Genomic DNA, 26,325 nt, shown 5'->3' with positions numbered 1-26,325 from the left:
GGATAGCGGAGTCGCCGTGGCGTCCGAATTTGATCTGATCGCGCGCTATTTCACCCGAACCGCACCGGCGGGCCTGCTGGGCGTGGGCGACGATTGCGCGTTGTTTCCCGTGCCGCCTGGCGAACAGGTCGCCACCAGCACCGACCTGCTACTGGAAGGTCGCCATTTCTTTCCCGACGTAGACCCCCGTGCTCTGGGCCACAAGGCGTTGGCCGTCAACCTGTCCGACCTGGCTGCCATGGGCGCCCGGCCGATCGGTTGCGTCCTGGGATTGGCCTTGCCGCGCCTGGATGAGCCTTGGCTGGCCGCGTTCGCGGACGGTTTTCACGCGTTGGCCGATGCCCATGGCTGCCCGCTGATCGGCGGCGACACCACGCGTAGCGCGCACGACCTGGCGATCAGCGTCACCGTGTTCGGCGCCGTGCCCGCCGGGCAGGCGCTGCGCCGCGACGGCGCCCAAGCTGGCGACGACATCTGGGTGTCGGGCGAACTGGGCGCGGCCGACGTGGCCTACCGCTTGCTGGACGGCCAGTATCCGGCCGACGCGGCCTTGCTGGCCGCGACCCGTGGCGCGCTGGAATGGCCGCAGCCGCAGGTCGCGCTGGGGCTGGCGCTGCGGGGTATCGCGCACGCCGCCATCGACCTCTCCGACGGGCTGCTGCAAGACCTGGGCCACATCCTGGCCGCCAGCCGGGTGGGCGCTTGCCTGGAGTACGCCCGGATGCCGGCGGCCACGGCCCTGGCGGGCATGGACGAGGCACCGTTGAGCCGCGCAGTGCTGGGCGGGGGCGACGTCTATCAGTTGTGCTTTACCGCGCCTGCTGCCCGCCGCGACGCCGTGGAAGCCGTCGGCCGCCTGGCCAATGCCCGCGTGACCCGCATCGGCCAGACGCTGCCCCAAACGGGCCTGACCGTGCTGGACGGGCAGGGCCGGACGATGTCCGCGCTGCCGGCCGGCTTCGATCACTTTCCCGCAGCCTGATCCGCTGCGGATCTGCTTCCACCGATACCCCCTCTACCCACGGCCCAGGAACGCCATGTCCCTTACCGATAAGCCATCCCCGTCCATGCGTGAACGCTCGCGGGCCGTGTATCCGCCGCTGTCCTGGATATGCCGCGATCCGGGGCGGCTGATCGCCTTCGGCCTGGGCAGCGGCCTGATCCGTCCGGCGTCGGGCACCTGGGGCACCCTGCTGGCGTGGGGCATCTGGGTCGCGGCTGCGCCCGCCGCGTCGGACCTGGCCATTGGCGTATTCCTGGCGCTGGCGTTCGTGTACGGTTGCTGGGCCTGCCACCGCGTCGGCCGTGAACTTGGGCAGCCGGATCATGTCGGAATGGTCTGGGACGAGATGGTGGCGTTCTGGCTGGTGCTTTGGTTGACGCCCGCAGGCTGGCTGTCGCAGCTGCTGGCGTTCGGGCTGTTCCGCCTGTTCGACATCGTCAAGCCGCCTCCCATCAAGTTCTTCGACGCTCATATCAAGGGCGGCTTCGGGGTAATGTGGGACGATATCGTGGCGGCCGGCTACGCCTTGCTGGTGATGGCGCTGGTCGCGCGCACAGGAGTCTTGGGATGAGCGAGCAACAAGAAGTGGGATTGCGGTCGAATTTGTCGGCCGCGCAGTTGACCGAGGCGACGACCGTCGGCTTGGCCGAGCGGCTGGGCGACGCGATGCGGCGCCACGGCTGGATGCTTGGCACCGCGGAGTCCTGCACGGGCGGCTTGCTGGCCGGCGCGATGACGTCGGTGGCCGGTTCCAGCGAATGGTTCGAGCGCGGATTCGTCACCTACAGCAACGAGGCCAAGGTGGCCGAGCTGGACGTCTCTCCCGACGCGCTGCATCACTTCGGCGCCGTGAGCGAACCCGTTGCGCTGGAGATGGCCAATGGCGTGCTGCTGGTGTCCCCCGCCGCGCACGTGGGGGTATCCACGACCGGCATTGCCGGGCCGGGCGGTGCCACGCCGGGCAAGCCGGTGGGGATGGTGTGCTTCGGCTTTGCGATGCGGGTGGGCGACGGCATCACCAGCCGCGCCGTGACGCACGTGTTTCCCGGCGATCGGACGCAAGTGCGCCAGGCCGCGGTGGAATTCGCATTGCGGGGATTGCTGGAGTTCGTGGGGGCACCGGTCAACCGCCGGTAAGGTCGAAAAAAAACGAGTTGCCTGTTCGCAACCCGTCTTTTTTTGCCTGATTCAACGCACCCCGTTGATCGCGTCGCGCAGGCCCATGGCCGCGCGGCCGGCGGCCTCGCGCCAGTCGTCGCCGCCGCTGGCGTAGATGATGGCGCGCGAGGAGTTGATCATCATGCCGCTGCGGGCGGCGTTGGCGCCGGCATTCACCGTGGCGGTGATGTCGCCGCCCTGGGCGCCGATGCCGGGCACCAACAGGGGCAGGGCGTCGCCGATGCGCTGGCGCACGGCGGCCAGTTCATTCGGGAACGTGGCGCCCACCACCAGGCCGCACTGGCCGTTGGCATTCCATTTGTCGGCCACCAGGCCTGCGACGTGCAGGTACAGGGGTTCGCCGTTATCCATCTTCAGGAATTGCAGGTCGGAGCCGCCGGGGTTGGACGTGCGGCACAGCACGATCACGCCACGGTCGCGCCAGGCCAGGTAGGGCTCGACGGAATCCAGGCCCATGTAGGGGCTGACGGTGAGCGCGTGCGCCTGATAGCGCTCGTAGGCTTCGCGGGCGTAGTTTTCAGCGGTGGAGCCGATGTCGCCGCGCTTGGCGTCCAGCACGATGGGCAGGTCGGGGTGCTTGTCGCGAATGTGCTGGCACAGCGCTTCCAGCTGGTCTTCGGCGCGGTGCGCCGCGAAGTACGCGATCTGCGGCTTGAAGCTGCAGGCGTAGGGCGCGGTGGCGTCGACGATGTCGCGGCAGAATTGGAAGATGGCGTCCGGCTTGTCCTGCAATTCGCGCGGAAAGCGTTGGGGGTCGGGATCCAGCCCGACTTGCAGGAGCGAGTTGCTGGTGGTCCAGGCGTGTTCGAGTTTTTGCAGGAAATTCATGGGGGAGTTCAGTGCAGTTTGACCCGGGGGCGCGTGCGCCGCATAAGCAGGCGGGCCAGGGCCAGGGAGGCGGTGCGAGAGATGCCCAGCACCGCTTTGTGGTGCATCAGGTGCAGGCTCATGTACATCAAGCGCGCCAGTGTACCGCTTACGAACAGTCCCCGTCCGGCCAGCTTGCCCATCAGGCTGCCGACCCCCGCGTCCTGGCCCAGCGACACCAGCGAACCGTGGTCCTGATAGATGTAAGGGCCGGCGGGCTCGGCTGAACCGCGCAGACGCGCCGTCAGCTTCTTGGCCAGGTAATCTGCCTGCTGGTGGGCGGCCTGGGCGCGGGCCGGCACGGTGCGCCCCTCGCGCCAAGGCACCGAGCAGCAGTCGCCCAGCGCCAGGATGTGCGGATCCGCCGTTTCCAGCCGCTCGTTCACTTCCAGCTGGCCCAGCTTGTTCAGCGGCAGGTCCAGGTCGGCCAGCAGGGCCGGGCCCTTGATGCCGGCCGCCCACATGCACAGTTGGGCGGGGAATTCGCGCCCGTCGGCGGTCTTGACGCTGCTGCCCGTCACTTCCGACACGCGGCAAGACGTTTCGACGCCAATGCCCAGTTCTTTCAGCCGATTGGTGGCGGCTTCCGAGATTTTCTCGGGCAGGGCGGACAGGATGCGCGGGGCGCCTTCGACCAGCGTGATGGCCAGATCGCGTTCAGCGCGGAAGTTCGGCAAGCCGTAGGCGCTGACGACGTGGCTGGCTTCGGTGAGTTCGACAGCCAGTTCGACGCCGGTGGCGCCACCGCCCACGATGACGAGGTCCAGCCGGGCGGACGGATCGCGCACTTTGGCCAGGTCGACCTGCGCCATGGCCTTCAGCATGGTCAGGCGGAATTGCTCGGCGTTTTCGGTGGTGTCCAGCGTCACGGCGTGTTCGGCCGCGCCGGGCGTATTGAAGAAATTGGAGGTGCTGCCCAGCGCCAGCACCAGCGTGTCGTATCCGAGGTCGCGGCGCGGCAGGACTTCCTGGCCCTGCGCGTCGTTGACGGCGTCCACCACGATCTGGCGGCGTTCGCGGTCCACGCTCAGCAAACGGCCCTGCGCGAACGAAAAGCCGTTCATGTGGGCCAGCATCAGGTAGGACAGGCCTTCCTGGTGGATGTCCAGCGTGCCCGCGGCCGCTTCATGCAGCGAGGGCTTCCAGATGTGGAAGGGGCGGCTGTCGACCAGCGTGATGTGTTGCCGGCCATGGATCCGGCCCAACTTGGCGGCCAGTTCCAGGCCGCCGGCACCGCCGCCGACGATGACGATGCGTTGAGAGGGGGCTGACGTCGATTTAGGCATCATGGCTCCCAGTATAAAGACAGGCGCGTCCCCCGTGGGAGGCCGCCCGTGTCAATGCATGACGAAACGGCTGATGGCCACGCCGATCCAGACGGCCCCGGCGAAGATCAGCAGCAGCATGACCGCCGCGCTGCCCAGGTCCTTGGCGCGCCCCAGCAGCGGGTGGCGTTCGACGGACAGCGCATCGGCCAGCGCCTCGATGGCGGAGTTCAGCAATTCCGCCGCCAGCACCATGATCACCGTGCCCACCAGGAAAAAGACCTCGACCGTGGTCCGGCCCAGGAAGAACGCGGCGGGGATCATCAGCACGGCCAGCGCCAGTTCCTGACGGAAGGCGGCTTCGTACTTGACGGCCGCTTTCAGGCCCTGCCAGGAGTAGCGCAGCGCATTCAGGATGCGGCGCAAGCCGCCGGTGCTTTTAAAGGGCGAGTGTTGCGGGTCGTAGGTCATGGATGCGGAAGATTGCCGGGTGTGGCGGCTTTTTAACAGATAAGGGTTGCTCGCGTGGTGCAGCGCCGGGCTATGGGCAAACCCTAATTGTGACGGATCGACGGCAGGCGCAGGATTCTGGTCAATTGGTAAGGCCACTTTACCTTTTCGTCGTTGTTGCCACCCACCGACTCCCATGCCGATCCAGACCATCGAGCCGCGCCGCTTGTATCGCCAGATCGCCGACCAGCTCAGGTTGCTGATCGAGGCTGGGGAATTTCCGGTCGGCGCCCGACTGCCGCCGGAGCGCGACCTGGCATTGAAGCTGGGTGTGTCCCGCCCGTCGGTGCGCGAAGCGCTGATTGCGCTGGAGGTCGAAGGCTGGGTGGAAGTGCGCATGGGGTCGGGCGTCTATGTGCAAAGCCTGGCCGGCGCGCCGCGCGCCAGCCTGACCGCTGAAAGCCCCCTTGAAACCATCCGCGCCCGCTGGACGATCGAAGGTGAACTCGCCGCGCAGGCGGCGCGCCACCCCGTGCCCGCGCTGGTCGACGGCCTGCTGGAAGCGATGGGCGCGATGGAAGACGAGGCCCAAGCGGGCAGCGTGCCCATTCGCGGAGACCGCCTGTTCCACCTGCGCGTGGCCGAAATGGCCGGCAATGCCGTCCTGGTGCGCGTGGTGGGCGAACTGTTCGACGAACGCCACAACCCCTTGTCGGTGAAGTTGGGCGACTACTTCGAGAACCCGGACAGCTGGGCCGTGGCCATCACCGAGCACCGCCGTGTCATCGCCGCCATCGCGGCCGGCGACGAGGCCGGCGCGCGCGCCGCCATGCATCACCATCTTTCCTGCTCGTTCGAGCGCTTGACGGCCAGTTGGCCGGCGGCCGCCGACGCGCTGCGAGCCGAATAGCAAAGAACCGGCGGCGTCTTGACGCCGCCGGGCAAGCCGTAGTCGCTGTACGAAGGTGCAACCTGTATGTGAAATCCCATGTGAAACATAAAGCGGGCCGAGCGCGTGACGACATTCGCCGGACTCGCTACCTCAGAGAGAGGAGACATCATGAATCGAGGCAACGCTATCAAAGTGCTGTTTGCCGCCGCGCTGCTTGCCGCAAGTGGCAGCGCGCTGGCGCAAACCAAGCTGAAGTGGGCGCATGTGTACGAGACCTCTGAACCGTTCCACACCTCGTCGGTGTGGGCGGCCCAGGAGATCGAGAAACGCACCAATGGCCGCTATCACATCGATGTCTATCCCGCCTCTCAGCTGGGCAAGGAAAACGACATCAACCAGGGCCTGACGCTCGGCACGGTGGACATAATCATTTCCGGGTCCAGCTTCGCCGCCAAGAGCTTCCCGCGCATCGGCGTTACGTATTACCCCTACACCTTCCGCAATCCCGAACACCTGATCGCCTACACCAAGAGCGACATCTACAAAGAGTTGACCCGGGGCTACGACGAGAAAAGCGGCAACCACATCGTCGCCACCACCTATTACGGCACGCGCCAGACGACGTCCAACCGCGCCTTTACCAAGTGCTCGGAAATGAAGGGCATGAAGATCCGCGTGCCGGACGTGGCGGCCTACCTGGCGATGCCGCGCGCCTGTGGCGCCAACACCGCGCCCATCGCGTTCGCCGAGGTCTACCTGGCCTTGCAGAACGGCACGGTCGAAGCGCAGGAGAACCCGCTGACCACCATCGAAGCGAAGAAGTTCTACGAGGTGCAGAAGAACATCGTCCTGACGGGCCACATCGTCGACCACTTGAACACGGTGATTTCGGGCAAGCTGTGGAAGAGCCTGTCCGACGAGGACAAGAAGATCTTCTCCGAAGTCGCCCAGCAGGCGTCGGAAAAGGCGTCGTCCGAAGTGGCCGACAGCGAGAAGAAGATGGTCGAGGTATTCAAGAAGCGCGGGCTGAACGTGGCCGAGGTCAATGTCGAAGACTTCCGCAAGACCGTGCTTGAGAAGGTGCCGTTCGAGCAATACGGCTACCTGAAATCGGATTGGGAAAAGATCCAGGCGGTGAAGTAAGCCGCGCGGGCGGGCCCAGGCGGCCCGCCGGTCCACACCCGATTCCGACCAGGGGAATTCCATGCACTTGAACGCGAAAGCGGCGCCGATGGCGGCCGTCAACGATGGACCGGGCCCGACGCCCGGCCACGTTTCACCGAAGCCGGGCACGCACCAGGCGTCCGTGGACGAGATCGTCCACAGCTTTGAAGAGGCCGACCACCATCAAGTCAGCCTTGCCGGCTACCAGCCCGAAGACTGGATTTGCCTGGGGATATTCTGGACGATGGCGATGCTGGTCTTTCTGCAGTTCTTTTCCCGCTACGTGCTGAACGATTCCTATGCGTGGACCGAGGAGCTGGCGGTGTATTGCCTGATCGGCGTGGTGTTCCTGGGCGCCGCGATGTGCGTGCGCGCCTGCCGCCACATCCAGGTGGATTTTCTGTACCGCTACCTGCCCAAGCCGGTGGGCCGCGTGCTGTCCACCATGATCGACATCTTGCGCACGGCGTTCTTCGGCTATGCCGTGTGGCTGACGTACCGCTACATCGTGCTGGTGGGCGACGAGCCCATGACTACGCTGTTCTGGAACAAGTCCTATGTCTACTGGGTCGCCCTGGCGGGTTTCGTCATGATGTGTGTGCGGTCGCTGCAAGTGTCCGTGCAGAACTGGCGGCAAGGCTACTCGATCCTGGAGAACCCGGCGGCCTACGAGTCGCTGGACTGAACGGCGCGCTGCGTCGCAATGCTTACGAATCCGCAGAGCCTTTCCAGGAGCAAGACATGGGCACACTGATAGGAACCTTTTTGCTGTTGATGATCCTGGGCCTGCCGGTGGCGGTGTCCATGGCGGGCGCGTCGCTGCTGTTCGTGCTGATCTCCGGCAGCGTGCCGGACGTGGTCGTCGCGCAGCGCATGATCGCAGGCGTGGAGTCCTTCCCGCTGCTGGCTGTGCCGTTCTTCATCCTGGCCGGCAACCTGATGAACATCGCCGGGATCACCGGCCGCATCTACAACTTCGCGGTGGCGCTGGTGGGCTGGATGCGCGGCGGGCTGGGGCAGGTGAACATCATCGGGTCGGTGGTGTTCGCCGGCATGTCGGGCACCGCCATCGCCGATGCCGCGGGCCTGGGTACCATCGAGATCAAGGCGATGAAAGACCATGGCTACCAGACCGAATTCGCCGTGGGCGTCACCGCCGCGTCAGCGACGTTGGGCCCGATCATTCCGCCGTCGCTGCCGTTCGTGATCTACGGCATGATGGCCAATGTGTCGATCGGGTCGCTGTTCCTGGCGGGCCTGTTGCCAGGCGCCGTGTTGACGATCCTGATGATGCTGACCGTGGCCTACTACGCCCGCCGCAACAACTGGGGCGGCGACGTGGCCTTCAATTGGAAGCGGCTGGGCGGCGCGGGCCTGGAAGTGCTGATCGTGCTGTCCTTTCCCTTGTCCATCTGGCTGATGACGCTGGCCGGCGTGTCGCCCAACGTGGCGACGGGCATCGCGTTCGTCGCCTTGCTGGCGTTGGATTGGCGCTTCAATTTTTCGGCCGTCATGGCGCTGATGGCGCCAGTCATCCTGATCGGGGGCATGACGCTGGGCTGGTTCACGCCCACCGAGGCGGCCGTGGCCGCCGTGATCTGGGCGTTGTTCCTGGGGCTGGTGCGATACCGCTCGATGACGTTCAAGACCTTGGCCAAGGCATCGTTCGATACCATCGAAACCACGGCGTCGGTGTTGTTCATCGTGACGGCGGCATCCGTTTTCGCCTGGTTGCTGACCACCACGCAAGCGGCGCAGACGCTGACCGACGCCATCCTGAGCGTGACGCAGAACAAGTGGGTATTCCTGCTGATGGCCAACGTGCTGATCCTGATCGTCGGCTGCTTCATCGACACCATCGCCGCCATCACCATCCTGGTGCCGATCCTGCTGCCCATCGTGCTCAAGCTGGGCATCGACCCGATCCACTTCGGGCTGATCATGACCTTGAACCTGATGATCGGCTTGCTGCATCCACCCATGGGCATGGTGCTGTTCGTGCTGGCCCGCGTGGCGCGGTTGTCGGTGGAGCGCACCACGATGGCCATTCTGCCCTGGTTGGTACCGCTGTTCGTGGCGCTGATCGCCATCACCTACATTCCCCAGATCACGCTGTGGCTGCCTACCGCAATGGGCATGGCCGGCAAATAACAGGAGCACATCCATGTCGGGAAGACTGCAAGGCAAGACCGCCCTTGTCACGGCCGCAGGCCAGGGCATCGGCCGCGCCGTGGCCGAGGCGTATGCGCGCGAAGGCGCCAATGTATTGGCCGTGGACATCAACGCGCAGGCGCTGCAGACGTTGTCCGGCTGCCGCACCCAGGTGCTGGACGTGACGGACGGGCGCGCCATCCTGGCGCTGGCGCAAGGCGCGGGCCCGTTCGATGTGCTGTTCAACGGCGCGGGCTTCGTGCACGCCGGCACCATCCTGGATTGCGACGAAGACGCCTGGGACTTTTCCTTCAACCTGAACGTGCGGTCGATGTATCGCCTGATCCGCGCCTGCCTGCCCGGGATGCTGGCGCGCGGGGCGGGGTCCATCGTCAACATGGCGTCGGTGGCGGGCAGCATCAAAGGAGCGCCGAACCGCTGCGCCTACGGTGCGACCAAGGCGGCGGTGATCGGCTTGACCAAGGCCGTCGCGGCCGACTTCGTGGCCCAGGGCATCCGCTGCAATGCGATCTGCCCGGGCACAGTGGAGTCGCCGTCGTTGCGGCAGCGGATCGAAGCGCAGGCGCAGGCCAGCGGCCAGTCGATCGCGGCGGTGGAAGCCGCGTTCACGGCGCGCCAGCCGATGGGCCGCATCGGCCGCAGCACTGAAATCGCCGCGCTGGCGGTGTATCTTGCCAGCGACGAATCCGCCTTCACGACCGGCACCGCACAGGTGATCGACGGCGGCTGGTCCAATTGAACGCTTAACCCTTTCTGCAACAAGGATCCTGCTATGAAACTGATGCGCTATGGCGCCAAAGGCGCCGAGAAACCCGGCCTGATCGATGCCCAGGGCAAGGTGCGCGACCTGTCCGGCGTCTTGCCTGACATTACCGCGCAGACGCTTGGACGCGCCAGGCTTGCCGAACTGCGCGCGCTGGACCCGTCCGCGCTGCCGCTGGTGGCCAACCCCGGCCGCTTGGCGCCGCCCTGGAGCGGCATGGGCAAGTTCATCTGCATTGGCCTGAACTATGCCGACCATGCCGCCGAGTCCGGCTTGGCCGTGCCCGCCGAGCCGGTCATCTTCATGAAGCCCACATCGGCCGTCGTGGGCCCCAACGACCCCGTCGTGCTGCCGCAGGACTCGGTCAAGACCGACTGGGAAGTCGAGCTGGGCGTGGTAATCGGCGAAAAGGCGCGTTACGTCAGCGAAGCCGACGCCATGCAGCACGTGGCGGGCTACTGCGTGGTGAACGACGTGTCTGAACGCGAATACCAGATCGAACGCGGCGGTACGTGGGACAAGGGCAAGGGCTGCGACACGTTCGGCCCGGTTGGCCCGTGGCTGGCAACCGCCGACGAAGTTCCCCATCCGCAAGACCTGGAGATGTGGCTGGAAGTGAACGGCAAGCGCTATCAGAACGGCAGTACGCGCACGATGGTGTTCGGTGTGGCGCAACTGGTGGCCTATGTCAGCCGCTTCATGACGCTGTACCCGGGCGACCTGATCAGCACCGGCACGCCGCCGGGCGTGGGCATGGGCCAGAAGCCCGCGCCCGTCTACCTGAAGGCGGGCGACGAGATGAAGCTGGGCATCGCCGGCCTGGGCGAACAGCGCCAGCGTGTCCATGCCTGGGATCCGGCATTGATCGACGGGTAGGCTCCCGCTGAATCCGCACCCCTTACTTTCCGGAGTCCTCATGTCCCAGAACGACACGGCAGTGATACGCATCCACCCGGCGGACAACGTCGTGATCGCCCGGCGCCAACTGGTCAGCGGCACGCGGCTGGAAAGCGAAGGGGTGACGGTGCAGGGCCTGGTGCCGCCCGGCCACAAGGTGGCCGTGCGGGCCATCGCAGCGGGTGAGCCGGTGCGCCGCTACAACCAGATCATCGGCGTGGCGCGGCAGGACATCGCACCCGGCCAGCACGTGCACACGCAGAACCTGGAGTTTTCCGAGTTTGAGCGCGATTACGCGGTGGGGCAGGGCGCGCACGCGACCGACTACGTGGCGCAACCGGCCACCTTCGACGGCATCGTGCGCGCCGACGGCCGCGTGGCCACGCGCAACTACATCGGCATCCTGACCAGCGTGAATTGCTCGGCCACGGTCGCGCGCGCCATCGCCGACCATTTTCGGCGCGACATTCATCCTGATGCGCTGGCGTCCTGTCCGAACGTGGACGGCGTGGTGGCGCTGACCCACGGCGCGGGCTGTGCCACCGGCAGCGAAGGCGAACCGTTGCGGGTGCTGCGGCGCACATTGGGCGGCTATGCGCGCCATGCCAATTTCGGCGGCCTGATGATGGTGGGGCTGGGATGCGAAACCAACCAGATCGGCGGCCTGATGGAGCAGGAGGGACTGCGCGAAAGCGGCCTGCTGCACACCTTCAACATCCAGGACACCGGCGGCACGCGCAAGACGGTGGCGCGCGGCATCGAACTGGTGGAGAAGATGCTTGAGCACGCCAACCAAGTGCACCGCCAGCCCGTGCCGGCCAGCCACCTGACGGTAGGGCTGCAATGCGGCGGGTCCGACGGCTATTCGGGCATCAGCGCCAACCCGGCGCTGGGTGCGGCGGTGGACCTGCTGGTGCGCCACGGCGGCACCGCCATCCTGTCCGAAACGCCCGAAATCTATGGCGGCGAGCATCTGCTGACGCGCCGCGCCGAGACGCCGGCCGTGGCCGACAAGCTGCTGGCCCGAGTGCGATGGTGGGAAGACTACTGCGCCCGCAACGACGCTGAAATGGATAACAACCCGTCGGCCGGTAATAAGGCGGGCGGGCTGACCACCATCCTGGAAAAATCGCTGGGCGCCATCGCCAAGAGCGGCACCACCAACCTGACCGACGTGTTCGAATACGCCGAACCCGTGCGCACGCGCGGCCTGGTATTCATGGACACGCCGGGCTATGACCCCGTGTCGGCCACCGGGCAGGTGGCGGGCGGCGCCAACCTGATCTGCTTCACGACAGGACGCGGTTCCGCCTATGGCTGCGCGCCCGCGCCGTCCCTGAAACTGTCGACCAATACGGCGTTGTGGCAGCGGCAGTCGGACGACATCGACATCAATTGCGGCGAGGTCGTGGACGGCGCGCAAAGCGTGGCGCAGATGGGCGAACGGATCTTCCAGCTGATGCTGCAGACCGCCTCGGGCCGGCGCACGCGCAGTGAAGAGCACGGCTACGGGCAGAACGAATTCGTGCCGTGGGCACTGGGCGCGGTGATGTAGCGGCGGCGGCATGGAGGGCGTCGGCGTTGCAATAGGTCACGCTGCCGATATCGACGAAATCGGCGTCAGCGGATATCCTCATCCGCGCGCCGACTGGCCGGTCATCCGACAGGTGCATGGCGCCTTACGCCATTGGTCAACCATGCTTGAACGTTTGAATACGGAGTCGTTGCCGCGCCTGCCCGCAGACGTGGAAAAACCCATCTACGACCGCAGCCGCCTGACGCCGGGCATCGTGCATCTGGGGCTGGGCGCCTTTCACCGCGCGCATCAGGCGGTTGCGACGGATTTGGCGATGCAGGCCAGCGGCGACCTGAGTTGGGGCATATTGGGCGTGTCGTTGCGCAGCGCCGCCACCCGCGATGCGCTGACACCGCAAGACGGCCTGTACACCCTGGCGCTGCGCGACGGCGGGCCCGGCGGAGAGCCCCGCGAACAGTTGCGCGTGGTGGGTTCGGTGCTGCGGGTGATGGTGGCGGCCGAAGATCCCAACGCGGTCCTGGAGCGCATCGCCTATCCGCAGACGCGGATCGTCAGCCTGACCGTGACGGAAAAGGGCTATAGCCACGAGCCCGCCACCGGCCATCTGCGCTGGGACGATCCCGACATCCTGCACGACCTTGAGAACCCGCTCCGACCGCGCAGCACGATCGGCATCCTGGTGTACGGGCTGGCGCTGCGCCGCGAGCGCGGCCTGCCGCCGGTCACGCTGCTGTCCTGCGACAACCTGCGTGGCAACGGCGATACCTTGCGCAGCCTGGTGCTGGCCTTCGCCTTGCGGGTGGACGTGGGGCTGACCCACTGGATCGACACGCATTGCACGTTCCCGAATTCGATGGTCGACCGCATCGTGCCGGGCACCGGCGAAGAAGATCGGCTACGGATCGCCGGGCGCCTGGGCGTGCAGGACGCCTGGCCCGTCGTCGGCGAACCCTATATGAACTGGGTCATCGAAGACAAGTTCGCCGCGGGCCGGCCCGCTTGGGACAGCCACGGCGGGGCGACGTTCGTACGTAATGCCGCGCCCTACGAACGGCTGAAGCTGCGCATGGTGAACGGCCCGCATTCCACCTTCGCCTATCTGGGGGCGTTGCTGGGGCACCAGACGATCAGCCAGTCGGTGCAGGTACCGGCTTTGCGCGAATTCGTCGACGCCATGATGCGGTGGGAGATCGGCCCCACGTTGAAGGGCATCCCCGATAGCGGGCTGGAGGAATACCGCCGCCGATTCCTGGTTCGGGTCGCCAACCCGGCGCTGCCGCACCCGACCTCGCAAGTGGCGATGGACGGGTCGCAAAAGGTCCCGCAGCGCCTCCTGGACTCGATCCGAGACCGCTTGCGGACGGGCGACGACATCCGGCGCCTGACGCTGGCGGTTGCGGCGTGGCTGCACTACCTGCACGGCGAAGACGAGCTGGGTGGCCGCTACAAGATCCAGGATCCGATGGCGGCGCGCCTGGCCAAGCTGGTGGCGCGCTCGGAGGTCGCCGCGCGCGCGTCCGCCCCGTCGCAGGCCGCCCACCGCCGCGCGATCGTGCTGGCGGAATTCAAGCCGGTGTTCGGCGATCTGGGCCGCATGTCAGAGTTCGTTTCGACGTTGGCCACGCATCTGGAAGCCTTGCGCCTGCATGGCGTGATGCACGCCGTGGAGGCCGCAACCTGAGGAGTGCCGCATGAATGTGGAATGCCGAGTGGATGCCATTGAATGGGAACGCTGGGGCCAGGACTGCCTGCGCATCCAGGGCTTTAGTGCGGAAGACGCGCGGTGCCTGGCGGAAAGCCTGGCGCGGACGAGCCTGTGGGGCATCGATTCCCACGGCATCGCGCGCTTGCCGCACTATTTGAACCGCGTGGCGCACGGCTCCATCCTGGCCCGCCCGGATATCCGCATCGAACGCACCGGACCGGGCACGGCGCAACTGCATGGCGGCCGAGGGCAGGGCATCGTGGTGGCGCATCGCGCCAACACGCTGGCGATCGAGCTGGCTCGCGAGGCTGGCATCGCCGCGGTGGGCGTCAGCGATTCATCGCACTGCGGCGCAATCGGCTTGTACAGCCGCGCAGCCGCCGCGCAAGGCCTGATCGGCATCGCGTTCACGCATTCCGATTCGATCGCTGCGCCGCATGGCGGCCACCAGCCGTTCTTCGGCACCAATCCCATTTCACTGGCGTTCCCGCGCACCCAGGCGGAGCCTCTGTGCCTGGACATGGCCACCACGGCCATTCCCTGGAACCGCGTCATGAACGCCCGGCGCGACGGCGTGGCGCTGCCGCCCGGCGTGGCGTTGGATGGGCAAGGGCACGACTGCACTGATGCGGACGAGGTCCGCGCGTTGCGGCCCTTGGGCGGCGAGGGCTATGGCTACAAGGGCTATGGCCTGGCGATGATGATCGAGCTGTTGTGCGGGCCGTTGAACGGCAATCCCTTCGGGCCGCATATTTCCCCCATGTACGACGCGCTGGAGCGCCCGCGCGAACTGGGCGCGTTCTTCATCGTGATCGATCCGCTGCGCTTCGCCGGTGGCGCGGCGCTAGCGGGCGTGGTCGCCGGGATGGCGATGGAGTTGGCTCAGGCGCCTGGTGTGCCGCGCATGCCGGGGGACCCGGAGGCCGCCGCGCAGGCGCAGCGCCAGCAACATGGTATTCCCGTTCCGCCCGCGTTGTGGGACGAGATGGCGCACTGGAGCGTGCGCCTGGGCGTGGCGCCGCCCGTGCGCCGGACCTAGCCGGCCGTGCAGCGCCTGGCCTGTCGCGCCCCGTCACCCCGGCCCTGGACGTCCAGGGCCTAGACCCCCAGATACTGCAACAGTCGGGGTTCATCGTCCAGGAAGGCCTGCGACGAACCGGTCCAGGCCACGCGCCCCTTTTCGACGATGGCGTGATGGTCCGCCGTGGCCAGCAGCGGCTCCAGGTTCTTGTCGATGCACAGCACCGCAAGGCCGGTTTGCTTCAGCGTGTCCAGCGCGGACCAGATCTCTTCGCGCACCACGGGCGCCAGGCCTTCGGTGGCTTCGTCCAGGATCAACAGTCTGGGGTTGGTCAAGAGCGCGCGCCCGATCGCCAGCATTTGCTGTTCGCCGCCCGACAGATGGCTGCCCAGGTGGCGGGCGCGTTCGGACAGGCGGGGAAATAGTGCGTATACCCGGTCCAGTGTCCAGGGGTGTGCCGCGCCCTGGCGGTTGTGGGCGGTGGCGACCAGGTTTTCGCGCACGGACAGGTTGGGGAAGATGTGTCGTCCTTCCGGCACCAGGCCGATGCCGCATTGCGCCACCTTGTACGACGGCAACCGGCTGATGTCGCGGCCGTCGAAAATGATGCTGCCCTGGGTGGCGGGGTTCAGCCCCATCACCGTTTTTACGGTCGTGGACTTGCCCATGCCGTTGCGTCCCAGCAAGGTCACGAATTCGCCGGGGCCGATATCCAGGTCGATGCCGAACAGCGCCTGGCTGGCGCCGTAGTGCGCGGTCACGCCGCGCAGCGACAGCAGGGCGCTCATGCTGGCACCGCCGGACGTTGCGGGCGGCCGGCGCGCCGGCCGTCGCGTTCGCTGCCGAGGTAGCATTCGCGCACCTGCGGGTTATTGCGGATGTCGTCGGCCGTGCCACACGCCAGCGCGCGGCCGTAGACCAGGACCGTGATGCGGTCCGACAACGCGAAGACGGCTTGCATATCGTGTTCCACCAGCAGGATCGTGTAGTGCCCGCGCAACTGCAGCAGCAGACGCGTCATGGCTTCGGATTCGTGCTGGCTCATGCCCGCCATGGGCTCGTCCAGCAACAGCAGGGACGGCTGGCAGGCCAGCACCATCGCCAGTTCCAGCTGCCGCAGCTCGCCGTGCGCTAGCTCGCCCGCCGGCGTATGGGCGCGGGCGGACAGGCCGGCCAGCGCCAAGGCGTCCTGCGCGGGCGCCGTCAACGCGGGGGTCGACAACACGGGGCGCCAGAAGCGGAAGCTGTGTCCGCGCCGCGCCTGCACGGCCATCACGACGTTCTCCAGCGCCGTGAACGGCTTGAAGACCGAGGTGATCTGGTAGGAACGGGCCAGACCATGACGCACGCGCTTTTCGACGGGCATGCGGGTGATGTCCCGGCCGTCGAGCAGCACGCGGCCGCCGTCGGGCCGCAGTTCGCCGCTCAACTGGCCGATCAGGGTGCTCTTGCCCGCGCCGTTCGGCCCGATCACGGCATGCAGTTCGCCGGCGTGCACGTCCAGTGACAGGTCGTCGGTAACCGTCAACCCGCCGTAGCGCTTCAGCAGGTTTTCCACGCGCAGCGCGCTCATAGCGGCTCTCCGGAAGGTTGGCGCAGCGGCCGCGCCCCGCGCCGGCGCCAGGGCGTATCGCGCAGGCTGCCGTATACGCCGCGCCGCGACAGCAGTACCACGCCGACGATCAGCAGGCCCATGATCAGCATCCAATGCCCCGTCAGCAGCTTCAGGCCTTCTTCCAGCAGCAGAAAGGCCAGCGCACCCACGACGGGGCCGAACAGCGTGCCGATGCCGCCCAGCACGACCATTACGATCAATTCGCCCGACGTGGTCCAGGCCAGATAGGACGGTGACACGTACATGGTCAGGTTGGCCAGCAGCACGCCGGCGACGCCGCAGATCATCGCGGAGATCACATAGGCGGCCAGCCGGTAGCGCAACGTTGGAAACCCCAGCGCGCGCATCCGGCGTTCGTTGGCCTGGCAGCCGCGCAACGCCATGCCGAAGGGCGCATGGACCAGGCGATGCATCACCCCCAACACGGCCAGCAGCACGCCGAAGGCCGCGTAATACAGCGCCAGTGGCGTGTCCAGCCGGAACGCGCCGAAGTCGCTGCCCGCGAACAGCGACATACCGTCGTCGCCGCCAAAGCCGTCCAGGCCCGTCGCCAGGAAATAGAACATCTGGGCAAACGCCAGCGTGATCATGATGAAGGCGATGCCCGAGGTGCGCATCACCACATAGCCGCTGATGAGCCCCACCACCGCGCAGGCGCCGAGCGCGCCCAGCAGGTGCAGCCAGCCGTTTTCGATGCCGTAATGCGACATCACGCCAACCGAATACGCGCCCAGCCCCAGGTACAGCGCATGGCCGAAGCTGACCATGCCGCCATACCCCAGCAGCAGGTTCAGGGCCAGCGCGGCCACGCCGTAGACGAGCACGCGGCCGAACAGCGCCAGCAGGAAGGGTTCGCCCTGCCATTGCGCGTAGACAGGAACCAGCGCCAGCAACAGCAGCAGGGCGCCGGCCACCAGGGATCGAGGAGAAAGCCTGTGCATGGAATTCCCCTTTATCCGTGCTTGACGGGAAACAGGCCCTGCGGCCGCAAGGCCAGCACCAGCGCCATCACGACGTAGATCAGCATTGATGCGATGGCCGGCCCGGCCGCGTTGGCGGCGGCCGGCGGCAGCGCGGCGCGCAGCAGCGTCGGCAGCAGCGCGCGTCCCAGCGTATCGATCAGCCCCACCATCAGCGCGGCCAGGAACGCGCCGCGCACCGAGCCGATGCCGCCGATCACGATCACCACCAGCGTCAGGATCAGGATGGGCTCGCCCATGCCGGTCTGCGCGGACAGGATGGGGCCGGCCATCAGCCCGGCCAGACCCGCCAGCACCGCGCCCAGTACGAACAGCAGCGTGTTCAGCCGCGCGATGTTCACGCCCAGCGCGCCCACCATCATGCGGTCTGTTGCGCCTGCGCGGATCAGCATGCCCAGGCGCGTGCGGTGGATCAGCACATAGCAGCCCGCCGCCACCAGCAAGCCCACCACGATGATCAGGAAACGGTACAGCGGATACGTCACGCCCAGAATGTCGATGGTGCCCGACAGCCACGAGGGCAGCCCCATGCTGATGGGCGCCGGCCCCCAGATGATGCGGGTCAGTTCGTTGAAAAACAGGATGAGGCCGAAGGTGGCCAGCACCTGGTCCAGGTGTTCACGCGGATACAGGCGCGCCAGCGCGATGCGGTCCAGCAGCAGGCCCAGCGCCGCCATGCCCGCGACGACAGCGGCCGCGGCCAGCAGGAACGACCCGGTGTGGCGGAACACGGTGGCCGCGATGAAAGCGCCCATCATGTAGAGCGAACCGTGCGCCAGGTTGATGAAATTCATGATGCCGAACACCAGCGTCAGGCCGGCGGCCAGCAGGAACAGCAGAATGCCAAGTTGCAGGCCGTTCAAGGCCTGCACCAGCAGCAGCGACATGGACATGGGGATCACCTCTTGCCGGTGGCCGCGACGGATGTCTTGGCCGCCCGCCTTACTTCATGGCGCACTGGGCGGCGTACTGGTCGGCGACTTTGGACAGATCCGGGAAGATGGGGCCTTTGTTCACGAAGGCCACCTTGCCATCCGCGCCCGCTTCGACGTCGGCGCGGAAGAACCCAGCCACCGGGAAGTGATTGGGTTGATAGCGGAATTCGCCGCGCACGGATTGGAAATCGGCGGCTTCCAGCGCTTTGCGCAACGCGTCCTTGTCATCCGTCTTGCCGCCCGTCTTCTTCAATGCCGAGCCGATCAGCTGGGCGGCGTCGAACGACTGCGCCGCATAGCTGGAGGGCTCGCGTCCGTACTTCTGGCGGAACGCCGCGGCGAAGGCCTTGTTGGCAGCGTTGTCCAGGTCGGGCGAATAGGGCACGTTGGTCACGGCGCCCAGCGCGTCCTTCTGCAGCGCTGGCAGGGTCGCGCCGTCGATGGTGTCCACCGACAGCAACGGGATCTTGCCGAAGAGGCCCGCCTGGCGGTATTGCTTGATGAAGTTCACGCCCATGCCGCCGGGGAAGAACACGTAGGCGGCGTCCGGCTTGGCGTCAGCCAGCGCGGCCAGCTCCACCGAATAATCCGGCTGGTTCACCTGGGTAAAGACTTCGTTGGCCACTTCGCCTTTGTAGAAGCGCTTGAAGCCGGCCATCGCGTCCTTGCCCGCCTGGTAGTTTGGCGCCAGCAGGTACACCTTCTTGAACCCCATCTGGTTGGCCATTTCGCCGCTGCCTTCGTGGCGCTGCGTATTGTTCCAGGACGTGGAGAAGAAGTAGGGCGAACAGTCCTTGCCGGCCAGGTTGGTGGGCCCGGCGTTGGATCCCACCAGGAACACGCTGGCGGTCGTGACCGGGCGCACCACGGCCAGCATCACGTTGGAATACACCACGCCGGTAATGATCGGCACTTTGTCGCTTTGCACCAGCTTGCGCGCGGCCTGCACGCCGACTTCGGGCTTGAACTGGTCGTCTTCCTTGATGACCTGCACGGCGACGCCGCCCAGCTTGCCGCCGCCTTGTTCCACGGCAAGCATGAAGCCGTCCAGTTGATCCTGGCCCAGCACGGATCCGGGGCCGGTCAAGGTGGTCAGCACGCCGATTTTCACGTCGGCCATCGCGGTGGCCGATAAGGCTAGTCCCATGACCGCAGCGGCGGCCAGCGTGGTGGTGCGTTTCATGGTGTTTTCCCTTGAGTTGCCGTGTGGCACGGTCGTGGTGTTGTGAAGTGCGGAAAGCGCGTTACGCGTTCAGGCCGAAGAACGTCAATGTGTTGCGCAGCAGGATCTTCTGCTGCACCGTGGGGCTCAGGTCTGCATGCGCCACCAGGCGGCCGACTTCCTGCTCGCCCAGCGGGTACGGATAGTCGGATCCCAGCAGCACGCGGTCTTCGCCCATCACATCGACCAGCAGGCGCAGCGCGCGGGGATCGAACACCGCGCTGTCGGTATAAAAGCGGTCGGTGTAGGACGACGGCAACTGCGGACAGTCTTCGCGGATGATGTCGCGATGGCGCCAGGCGTTGTCCACACGGCCCAGCAGATAGGCGAAGCTGCCGCCGCCATGCGCGAAGCACAGCTTCAGGCTGCGGGGGATGCGTTCGAACGCGCCGGACAGGATCAGCGACAGGATGCCCAGCTGCGTTTCGGCGGGCATGGCCACCAGCCACGGCAGCATCCACTTCTTCATGCGGCCGTCGGTCATCATGTCCCACGGGTGCACCAGCACCGGGATGTCGTTGCCCGCGCAATGGATCAGGAACTGCACCAGCGTGTCGTCGTCCAGGTCGCGGGGGCCTACGTGGTTGCCGATCTGCACGCCCAGGTGGCCGGCGGCGCGTGCACGCGACGCTTCCTTGCAGGCCAGATCCAGGTCTTGCAGCGGCACTTGCGCCAGCGCCTTCAGGCGCGACGGCGCATGGGCGCAGTGCTCAAGCGCCAGGTCGTTCATGCGGGCCGCCCAGTCGGCCGCGGCCTGGCCCGGGTAGGTGTAGCCGAACATGATGGGGGTGGCGCACAGGATTTGCACGTCGACGCCGTGCCGGTCCATCTGGGCGATGCGCAGCGCCGGGTCCCACAAGGTCGCGTCGACGGGACGGAACGGCCGGTCGCCGGCCATGATCTGGCCGGTGGCGCCATCGCCGTCGGGCCGCAGCCACGGGGCGTTGACGGGGTCCAGCGCGGCCGCTTCCTGCCGCGTGATCGGCGGAAAGAAGTGGGCGTGCATGTCGATTTTCTGGATCATGGAACAGGCCCTAGGCGGGGGTAGCTTGGGGCGAGGGCGCGTGGCCTTTGCCGGGATGGAGTTCTCCGCAGCCGGGGCAGGTGCGCTTTTCGGTGCTGGCGTAGAAGCCCTGGAACAGGGGCGGCAAGTCGGTGACGATGCTTTTCAACTGCACTTCCACGCGATGCACCAGGTGGCCGCAATGCGGGCAATACCACTCGAAGCCGTCGAGCAGGCCCAGGGGGCGCTGGCGTTCGATGACCAGACAGGCGCTGTCGGTCTCGGGGCGTTGCGGGGAGTGCCTGACGTGGGGGGGAAGCAGGAAGATGTCGCCTTCCTTCAGGTCCACGCGTTCGGGTTTACCGTCTACCCACAACGACAACCAGGCGTTGCCTTTGATCTGGTAGAAAAACTCTTCCAGCGGGTCGTCGTGATAGTCGGTGCGGTGGTTCGGACCGCCGACGACGGTGACGATGAAGTCCGCGTCCTGCCAGATCTGCTGGTTGCCGACCGGCGGCTTCAGAAGATGCGCGTGGTCTTGGATCCAGCGCTGGAAGTTCAACGGCGGGCCGTAGGCGGGCATGAGGGTCTCCGGAGAGGACGTTGTTGATGCAGTCTAGGCGGGGGGAGGGGGGCTGCATAATAGAAATTGTCGGGGTGGACATTCGGGTTATCTATCGCGGGGTTTCCCTATGGGGCGGTTGTTGGTTCTTGAGACGCGCGGCGTGGCGCGTGCCCGGGCTGCGCGGGTCAACGATTGCGGTCCGGAGCCTTCGCTCCGGACTGCCCCTGCGTCATCCTCGTACGCCTTCGGCTCCCTACGGATTCCCTTGGGCTTATCGACTCCCCGCGCACTCCGGGCACGCGCCACGCCGCGCTGCGTCAGCGGCAATCTGTCGTCATTGGGGAGCAAGGCGTGCTTGGGGTGCTCGCCGCGGGCGGGGTGGTGGTGGAGGATCTTGCGGGGCTTGCCCCAGGCCGGCCGCGCGGGCGGCCTTTTGGGGCTTTGGCGGGGTCTTGCGTCGTGATGCCGTTACTAGGGCCGTTGTGCGGCGATGGTTTTCAGGTAGTCCACCAGGCGTTGGCACGCGGGGGTCAGTGGGCGGTCGGCGCGGATGGAGTAGCCGACGTCGCCGAAGTCGCCGAAGGCGTTCGTGGGCAGGCGGGCGAGCAGGCCCATGGACAGGAATTGCGCGGCGGCGTCGTAGGGGATCAGGGCCAGGGCGTCGCTGTGCATCAGGATGCCGATGTTCGTCAGCAGCGAAAGCGATTCAACGTGGCGGGCGGGCAGGCGCAGGCCAGCGTCGAAGAAGGTGCGTTCGATTGAAGCGCGTAGCGGCGAGGTGGGCGCGGGCAGGATCCAGATGTGGTCGATCAGGTCGGGCAGCGACACCGATTGCGCGTTGGCCATCGGATGCTGGGCGCCCACCACCAGGCATAGCGATTCGCGGTAGAGCTTGTGGTGGTCAACCGCCACGCCTGAAATCGAGGCCATGTCGGCGCCGGGCAGGCGGCCCACGACGATGTCGACGTCGCCGGTGGCCAACGCGGGCAGCAGTTGGGCGGACGGGCCTTCGCGTACCGTGACCTGGATGCCGGGGTGCTCCGTCATCAAGCGTGCGATGGCTTCGGGCAGCAGCTTGGCGGACGCCGCGATCAGCGTGCCCACGACGACGTGGCCGCTGGCGCCGCCCAGCACCGCGTCGATGTCGTCGGCCATGTAGCGGACTTCGGCCAACATGGCGTGGACGCGGCGGCCCAGCACCAGGGCCAGTTCGGTGGGCGTGACGCCCCGGTTCGACCGTTCGAAGAGCGTGGCGCCGAAGAAGGCTTCCAGGTCGTGGATGGCTTTGGTGACGGTGGGCTGGGTCAGGTGCAGTTCGCTGGCTGCGCGCGACAGCGAACGGCGCGCCAGCACGCGTTCGAAGATCTGCAGCTGGTGCAGTTTCAGCTTGTGGCTGAGCGCGTTGGGCGTGATGCGGAAGTTCGACATGCGTGGGCCGGCCCGGGCGCTGCGCCGCGAGCCGTCATCCTGTTCCCTGTGTGAACGCGAAACGCCGTCGCCCATTATTTGCCCGCCGCGCAGCCGAGGCTAGCGCGCAAGCGGCTTGTAGGCGACCGCCTTGATCTCAATCAGCAATTGCGGGTGCGGCAGCTGATGCACCGCGACGGTGGTGCGCGCCGGGCCATCGGCGTCGAAGAACTCGCCATAGACTTGATTGTATCCACCGAAGTCGTTCATGTTGACCAGGAAAGTACTGATCTCGACCACATCGGCCAGCGTGGCGCCGGCAGTCGCGAGGATGTCCCCGATGTTCTCGATGACGGCGCGCGTCTGCACGCGGATGTCCAGCGTGGTGGTGCCCATGGCGTCGACCTCGGCGCCCGCGATGCGGTTGTCGGGCAGGCGCGAGCTGGTGCCGGAGACGAACAGGAAGTCGCCCGCGCGTTTGATGTGGGGATACTTGCCGCGTGGCGTGGCTTTGCCGGCGACGACGGTGGCGCTGACGTTGGGCTGGGTCATCGTGCGTTCCTTGGTGGACGGGGTCAGAGTTTGATGCAGACGTTGGTGGGTTCAGTATAGAAATGCAGCGAGTGGCGGCCGCCTTCGCGGCCGATGCCGGACAGCCCGCTGCCGCCGAAGGGCGTGCGCAGGTCGCGCAGGAACCAGCAGTTCACCCAGGCAAGACCGACCTTCATGGCTTGGGCCACGCGGTGCCCGCGGGTCAGGTTCTGCGTCCAGACCGCGGCGGCCAGGCCGTAGCGCGTGTCGTTGGCCAGGCGGATGGCCTCGTCTTCGGTGTCGAAAGGCGCCACGTGGCAGACCGGGCCGAACACTTCTTCCTTGATGCAGCGGGCGTCCTCTTTCAGGCCGGTCCAGATGGTGGGTTGCACGTAGGCGCCCGCGTCGCGGGCGTCGCCGAATGCCGGTATGCCGCCGCCCGCCACCACGGTAGCGCCTTCTTCGCGCGCCAGCGCAAAGTACGACAGCACCTTTTCGCGGTGTTCGCGCGATACCAGCGGGCCCATTTCGGTGGCCGGGTCCAGGGGCCAGCCGATGCGCATGTCGCGCGCGCGGGCCGCGAGCGCGTCGACGAAGCGTTCGTAGATGGGGCGTTCCACATAGACGCGTTCGGTGCACAGGCAGACCTGCCCGCAATTGGCGAAGACCGACCGCGTCACGCCGTCGACCGCGGCGTCGAAATCGGCGTCCGCGAACACCAGCGCCGCATTCTTGCCGCCCAATTCGAACGACACCGGTTTCACGCCCGGCGCCACGGCCCGCATGATGGTCGCGCCCGTGGCGGATTCGCCGGTGAAGGTGATGCCGTCGATGTCCGGGTGCGTGGTCAGGAATTCGCCCGCGGAAGCCGGCCCGAAACCGTGCGCCAGGTTCAGCACGCCGGCGGGCAGCCCCGCCTGATCGGCGACCTCGGCCAGCAGCGTGGCCGTGCTGGGCGTGACTTCCGACGGCTTCATGATCACCGTGTTGCCGAACGCCAGCGCGGGCGCGACCTTCCAGGTCAACAGCAGCAGCGGCAGGTTCCAGGGCGAGATCACGCCGACCACGCCCAGCGGCTTGCGGTACGCGTAGTTCAGCGCCTGCCGGCCGTCCGGCGTGTCCGTCATGTAGCTTTCCATGTCCAGCGTGCGGGCCAGTTCCGCGAAGGCGCGGAAGTTGGCGGCGCCGCGCGGAATGTCGATCTTGCCGGCCCAGCCGACCGGCTTGCCGGTGTCGCCGATCTCGGCTTGCAGGAAGTCGTCGAACCGCCGGCTGATGCCGTCGGCCAGTGCCAGCAGGTGGTCCGTGCGTGCTTCGACCGACAAGCCGGCCCAGGCCGGCAACGCCCGATGCGCGGCCGCGATGGCGCGGTTGACCTGGTCCTGGCTGGCTTCATGGACCTGGGCGATACGCTGCCCATCCACCGGACTGTGCTTGTCGAAGGTGGACACGCCGTCTTCAAAGCGGCCGTCGATGTAGTTGCGCAGCTGGCGGATCGTCACGATCTAGCCCCTTGGATAGTGTTTGGATGGCGGATTAATAAATACGTATACGTACTATATTTCCGGATCATAGGCAGGCGCCGCCGCCAAGTCAATGCGCATTTTCGAGGGAGCCAACGCCTACAATCGTCAGGCACAACCCATGGAAGCCCGATGACCGCCACCGCCCGTCCCACCGCGGCCCCGCTCCGCGACCTGCAAGCATTCGACCTGACCCAGGTCGCCTCGCACCTGTTGCGCCGGGCGCATTTTCGGGCCGAAGCCCTGTTTGCGCAGGCCTTTCCGGACGAAGACCTGACGCCGCGCCAGAAGGCCTTGCTGATCACCGTGTATCAGAACCCGGGCGCCACGCAGAACCGCATCGCCGAACTGATCGCGCTGGACCGCAATTCCTTTGCTGAAATGATGGCGCGCATGACGGCGAAGGGCTATGTGCGCCGCACGCGTTCGACGGAAGACGGCCGCGCCTATGCGCTGGAGATCACGGACGCGGGCGTGGCGCTGCTGGCGCGCATCTTGCCGCAGGACGCCGATGTGGAGGCGCAGGTGCTGGCGCCGATCCCGCCAGAACTGCGGCCGGTGTTCTTGAAGTGCCTGCGCCTGATGGCGGGGTTGGAGCAGCAGGAGCGAGGCTGAGGCCGAATCAGGCGTCGGGGGGTGACGGGGATTGCGCCGCGTGCTCGGCGGCCGTGGCAGGCTTTTCCGCCTTTCCGAACCGCAGCGCGAATTGCCGGGTAAACACGGCACCAAAGAAGAAGATTTGCGCGGAATAGTAGATCCACAACAGTAGCGCGATCAGCGAACCGGCGGCGCCGTACGCCGACACCGCTGCGCCGCGGCTCAGGTAGACGCCGATTCCCCACTTGCCCACCAGGAACAATGCGGCCGTCACGATGGCGCCCGGGATCACGTCCTTCCAGGAGATCTTCGCGCTGGGCAGCAGCTTGAAGATCACGGCGAACAGCGCCACCACCACTGAAAAAGAAAACAGGCTGGAAAGCCAGTCGGCCACCGTGGCGAAGGTGGACGCCATCCACAAGTCCCCGTAGAACTTGCGCGCGGCGCCCAGGCCGGCATTCACGGTCAGCGAGATCAGCAGGAACAGGGCAAGCACGAGCACCAGGCCGAATGACAGCATGCGGCTGCGCACCATGCCGTGGATGCCGCCCTTCTGGTTTGGCGGCACTTCCCATAAGTCGTCCAGACTGGCCTTCAGTTCGGCAAATGCCGTCGTGGCACTGAAGATCAGCACAAAAATCGAAATCAGCGCGGCGATCCAGCCGCCGCCCGATTCATGGGCGCTGGCCAGCACGGTCTGGATGACCTCGGCGCCGCGTTCGCCGGTCAGGTCGCGCAGGGACGAAAACAGCTCGGAGCGCACGGCGTCTTCGCCGAAGAACGCGCCCGCCACCGCGATCACCAGGATCAGCATGGGGGCCAGCGAGAACACCATGTACAACGCCAGCGCCGCGCCCTTGCTGGAGGCGCGATGGCTCGACCACTGGTTGGCGGAATCCATCAGCAATCCGCCGATTTCGGACGGACGCAGGGCTCGCAGGCTCTGAGGAAGGCGCATGGGTCTGGACTCGGTCTATGGACCCTTTATTGTAGGGACGCATGTTCCGGGGCGAAACCCACAGTTTGTGCGCA

Annotated in this window: 27 protein-coding genes; 13 read left to right on the top strand and 14 right to left on the bottom strand. The window is 66.6% G+C overall.

Annotation, left to right across the window (positions count from 1 at the left end; all coding sequences use genetic code 11):
- Positions 1-16: 16 nt before the first annotated feature.
- The 3 genes from thiL (at position 17) to HG262_RS12630 (ending at position 2,140) form a co-directional block, all read left to right on the top strand.
- Positions 17-982 carry a thiamine-phosphate kinase gene (gene thiL, locus HG262_RS12640; protein WP_169271358.1) on the top strand — a complete coding sequence of 322 codons (966 nt, stop codon included), beginning with the start codon at positions 17-19 and terminating at the stop codon, positions 980-982.
- An 85-nt stretch (positions 983-1,067) separates the two neighbouring features.
- On the top strand, positions 1,068-1,574 hold the full coding sequence (locus HG262_RS12635) for a phosphatidylglycerophosphatase A (protein ID WP_169271371.1): 507 nt from the start codon (positions 1,068-1,070) through the stop codon (positions 1,572-1,574).
- A complete protein-coding gene (locus tag HG262_RS12630; RefSeq protein WP_169271357.1) occupies positions 1,571-2,140 on the top strand; it encodes a CinA family protein in 570 nt (189 codons plus the stop codon). The genes HG262_RS12635 and HG262_RS12630 overlap by 4 nt, the downstream gene beginning before the upstream one ends.
- 51 nt (positions 2,141-2,191) lie before the next feature.
- Here the strand turns inward: HG262_RS12630 and pyrF are convergent, their stop codons facing one another.
- The 3 genes from pyrF to HG262_RS12615 are packed head-to-tail and all read right to left on the bottom strand — an operon-like array spanning position 2,192 to position 4,785.
- Positions 2,192-3,010 carry an orotidine-5'-phosphate decarboxylase gene (gene pyrF, locus HG262_RS12625; protein WP_169271356.1) on the bottom strand — a complete coding sequence of 273 codons (819 nt, stop codon included), beginning with the start codon at positions 3,008-3,010 and terminating at the stop codon, positions 2,192-2,194.
- A gap of 8 nt (positions 3,011-3,018) precedes the next feature.
- The gene (locus HG262_RS12620; protein ID WP_169271355.1) at positions 3,019-4,338 is read right to left on the bottom strand and encodes an FAD-dependent oxidoreductase; all 1,320 of its coding nucleotides are present in this window, start codon (positions 4,336-4,338) and stop codon (positions 3,019-3,021) included.
- Positions 4,339-4,386: 48 nt separating this feature from the next.
- Positions 4,387-4,785, bottom strand: coding sequence for a diacylglycerol kinase (locus HG262_RS12615; RefSeq protein WP_006227620.1), 399 nt, complete (start codon positions 4,783-4,785; stop codon positions 4,387-4,389).
- A 175-nt stretch (positions 4,786-4,960) separates the two neighbouring features.
- On the opposite strand from HG262_RS12615, the gene HG262_RS12610 reads away from it, so the two are divergent.
- The 9 genes from HG262_RS12610 to HG262_RS12570 all read left to right on the top strand — a co-directional run bounded on the left by HG262_RS12610 (position 4,961) and on the right by HG262_RS12570 (position 14,933).
- A complete protein-coding gene (locus HG262_RS12610; protein ID WP_169271354.1) occupies positions 4,961-5,674 on the top strand; it encodes a FadR/GntR family transcriptional regulator in 714 nt (237 codons plus the stop codon).
- A 150-nt stretch (positions 5,675-5,824) separates the two neighbouring features.
- The gene (locus HG262_RS12605; RefSeq protein ID WP_169271353.1) at positions 5,825-6,799 is read left to right on the top strand and encodes a sialic acid TRAP transporter substrate-binding protein SiaP; all 975 of its coding nucleotides are present in this window, start codon (positions 5,825-5,827) and stop codon (positions 6,797-6,799) included.
- A 61-nt stretch (positions 6,800-6,860) separates the two neighbouring features.
- On the top strand, positions 6,861-7,505 hold the full coding sequence (locus HG262_RS12600; protein ID WP_169271352.1) for a TRAP transporter small permease: 645 nt from the start codon (positions 6,861-6,863) through the stop codon (positions 7,503-7,505).
- A 56-nt stretch (positions 7,506-7,561) separates the two neighbouring features.
- Positions 7,562-8,971 (top strand): TRAP transporter large permease, encoded by a 1,410-nt coding sequence (locus HG262_RS12595; RefSeq protein WP_169271351.1) that lies wholly within the window; start codon positions 7,562-7,564, stop codon positions 8,969-8,971.
- Between the two features lie 13 nt (positions 8,972-8,984).
- The gene (locus HG262_RS12590) at positions 8,985-9,731 is read left to right on the top strand and encodes an SDR family oxidoreductase (protein ID WP_169271350.1); all 747 of its coding nucleotides are present in this window, start codon (positions 8,985-8,987) and stop codon (positions 9,729-9,731) included.
- A gap of 33 nt (positions 9,732-9,764) precedes the next feature.
- The gene (locus HG262_RS12585) at positions 9,765-10,631 is read left to right on the top strand and encodes a fumarylacetoacetate hydrolase family protein (RefSeq protein ID WP_169271349.1); all 867 of its coding nucleotides are present in this window, start codon (positions 9,765-9,767) and stop codon (positions 10,629-10,631) included.
- A 40-nt stretch (positions 10,632-10,671) separates the two neighbouring features.
- Positions 10,672-12,207, top strand: coding sequence for an altronate dehydratase family protein (locus HG262_RS12580; protein WP_169271348.1), 1,536 nt, complete (start codon positions 10,672-10,674; stop codon positions 12,205-12,207).
- Between the two features lie 142 nt (positions 12,208-12,349).
- Positions 12,350-13,870, top strand: a complete 1,521-nt coding sequence (locus tag HG262_RS12575; RefSeq protein WP_169271347.1) for a mannitol dehydrogenase family protein — start codon at positions 12,350-12,352, stop codon at positions 13,868-13,870.
- Between the two features lie 10 nt (positions 13,871-13,880).
- Positions 13,881-14,933 carry an Ldh family oxidoreductase gene (locus tag HG262_RS12570; RefSeq protein WP_169271346.1) on the top strand — a complete coding sequence of 351 codons (1,053 nt, stop codon included), beginning with the start codon at positions 13,881-13,883 and terminating at the stop codon, positions 14,931-14,933.
- 59 nt (positions 14,934-14,992) lie between these two features.
- On the opposite strand, the gene HG262_RS12565 is transcribed toward HG262_RS12570, so the two are convergent.
- From HG262_RS12565 to HG262_RS12520, 10 genes are all read right to left on the bottom strand, one after another.
- Positions 14,993-15,703 carry an ABC transporter ATP-binding protein gene (locus HG262_RS12565; protein WP_169271345.1) on the bottom strand — a complete coding sequence of 237 codons (711 nt, stop codon included), beginning with the start codon at positions 15,701-15,703 and terminating at the stop codon, positions 14,993-14,995.
- On the bottom strand, positions 15,700-16,488 hold the full coding sequence (locus tag HG262_RS12560; protein ID WP_169271344.1) for an ABC transporter ATP-binding protein: 789 nt from the start codon (positions 16,486-16,488) through the stop codon (positions 15,700-15,702). The genes HG262_RS12565 and HG262_RS12560 overlap by 4 nt, the downstream gene beginning before the upstream one ends.
- Positions 16,485-17,471: a branched-chain amino acid ABC transporter permease gene (locus tag HG262_RS12555; protein ID WP_169271343.1), complete on the bottom strand. Its 987-nt coding sequence runs from the start codon at positions 17,469-17,471 to the stop codon at positions 16,485-16,487. The genes HG262_RS12560 and HG262_RS12555 overlap by 4 nt, the downstream gene beginning before the upstream one ends.
- Before the next feature lie 11 nt (positions 17,472-17,482).
- A complete protein-coding gene (locus HG262_RS12550; protein ID WP_169271342.1) occupies positions 17,483-18,403 on the bottom strand; it encodes a branched-chain amino acid ABC transporter permease in 921 nt (306 codons plus the stop codon).
- Between the two features lie 49 nt (positions 18,404-18,452).
- Positions 18,453-19,628: an ABC transporter substrate-binding protein gene (locus HG262_RS12545; protein WP_169271341.1), complete on the bottom strand. Its 1,176-nt coding sequence runs from the start codon at positions 19,626-19,628 to the stop codon at positions 18,453-18,455.
- A 61-nt stretch (positions 19,629-19,689) separates the two neighbouring features.
- Positions 19,690-20,691, bottom strand: a complete 1,002-nt coding sequence (locus HG262_RS12540) for an amidohydrolase family protein (RefSeq protein WP_169271340.1) — start codon at positions 20,689-20,691, stop codon at positions 19,690-19,692.
- Positions 20,692-20,701: 10 nt separating this feature from the next.
- A complete protein-coding gene (locus HG262_RS12535) occupies positions 20,702-21,253 on the bottom strand; it encodes a 3-hydroxyanthranilate 3,4-dioxygenase (protein ID WP_169271339.1) in 552 nt (183 codons plus the stop codon).
- A gap of 453 nt (positions 21,254-21,706) precedes the next feature.
- Positions 21,707-22,663, bottom strand: a complete 957-nt coding sequence (locus HG262_RS12530; protein WP_348984384.1) for a LysR substrate-binding domain-containing protein — start codon at positions 22,661-22,663, stop codon at positions 21,707-21,709.
- A 99-nt stretch (positions 22,664-22,762) separates the two neighbouring features.
- Positions 22,763-23,194 (bottom strand): RidA family protein, encoded by a 432-nt coding sequence (locus tag HG262_RS12525; protein ID WP_105560377.1) that lies wholly within the window; start codon positions 23,192-23,194, stop codon positions 22,763-22,765.
- A gap of 23 nt (positions 23,195-23,217) precedes the next feature.
- A complete protein-coding gene (locus HG262_RS12520) occupies positions 23,218-24,675 on the bottom strand; it encodes a 2-hydroxymuconic semialdehyde dehydrogenase (RefSeq protein ID WP_169271337.1) in 1,458 nt (485 codons plus the stop codon).
- A gap of 153 nt (positions 24,676-24,828) precedes the next feature.
- Here HG262_RS12520 and HG262_RS12515 point away from each other — a divergent pair, with 153 nt between their 5' ends.
- Positions 24,829-25,311 carry a MarR family winged helix-turn-helix transcriptional regulator gene (locus tag HG262_RS12515; RefSeq protein WP_169271336.1) on the top strand — a complete coding sequence of 161 codons (483 nt, stop codon included), beginning with the start codon at positions 24,829-24,831 and terminating at the stop codon, positions 25,309-25,311.
- Between the two features lie 7 nt (positions 25,312-25,318).
- On the opposite strand, the gene HG262_RS12510 is transcribed toward HG262_RS12515, so the two are convergent.
- Positions 25,319-26,251 (bottom strand): YihY/virulence factor BrkB family protein, encoded by a 933-nt coding sequence (locus HG262_RS12510; protein WP_169271335.1) that lies wholly within the window; start codon positions 26,249-26,251, stop codon positions 25,319-25,321.
- Positions 26,252-26,325: the final 74 nt, after the last annotated feature.

This window comes from Achromobacter sp. Bel (assembly GCF_012928505.1).
Taxonomy (GTDB): domain Bacteria; phylum Pseudomonadota; class Gammaproteobacteria; order Burkholderiales; family Burkholderiaceae_B; genus Achromobacter.
This window is presented reverse-complemented; position numbering and strand designations above follow the sequence as displayed.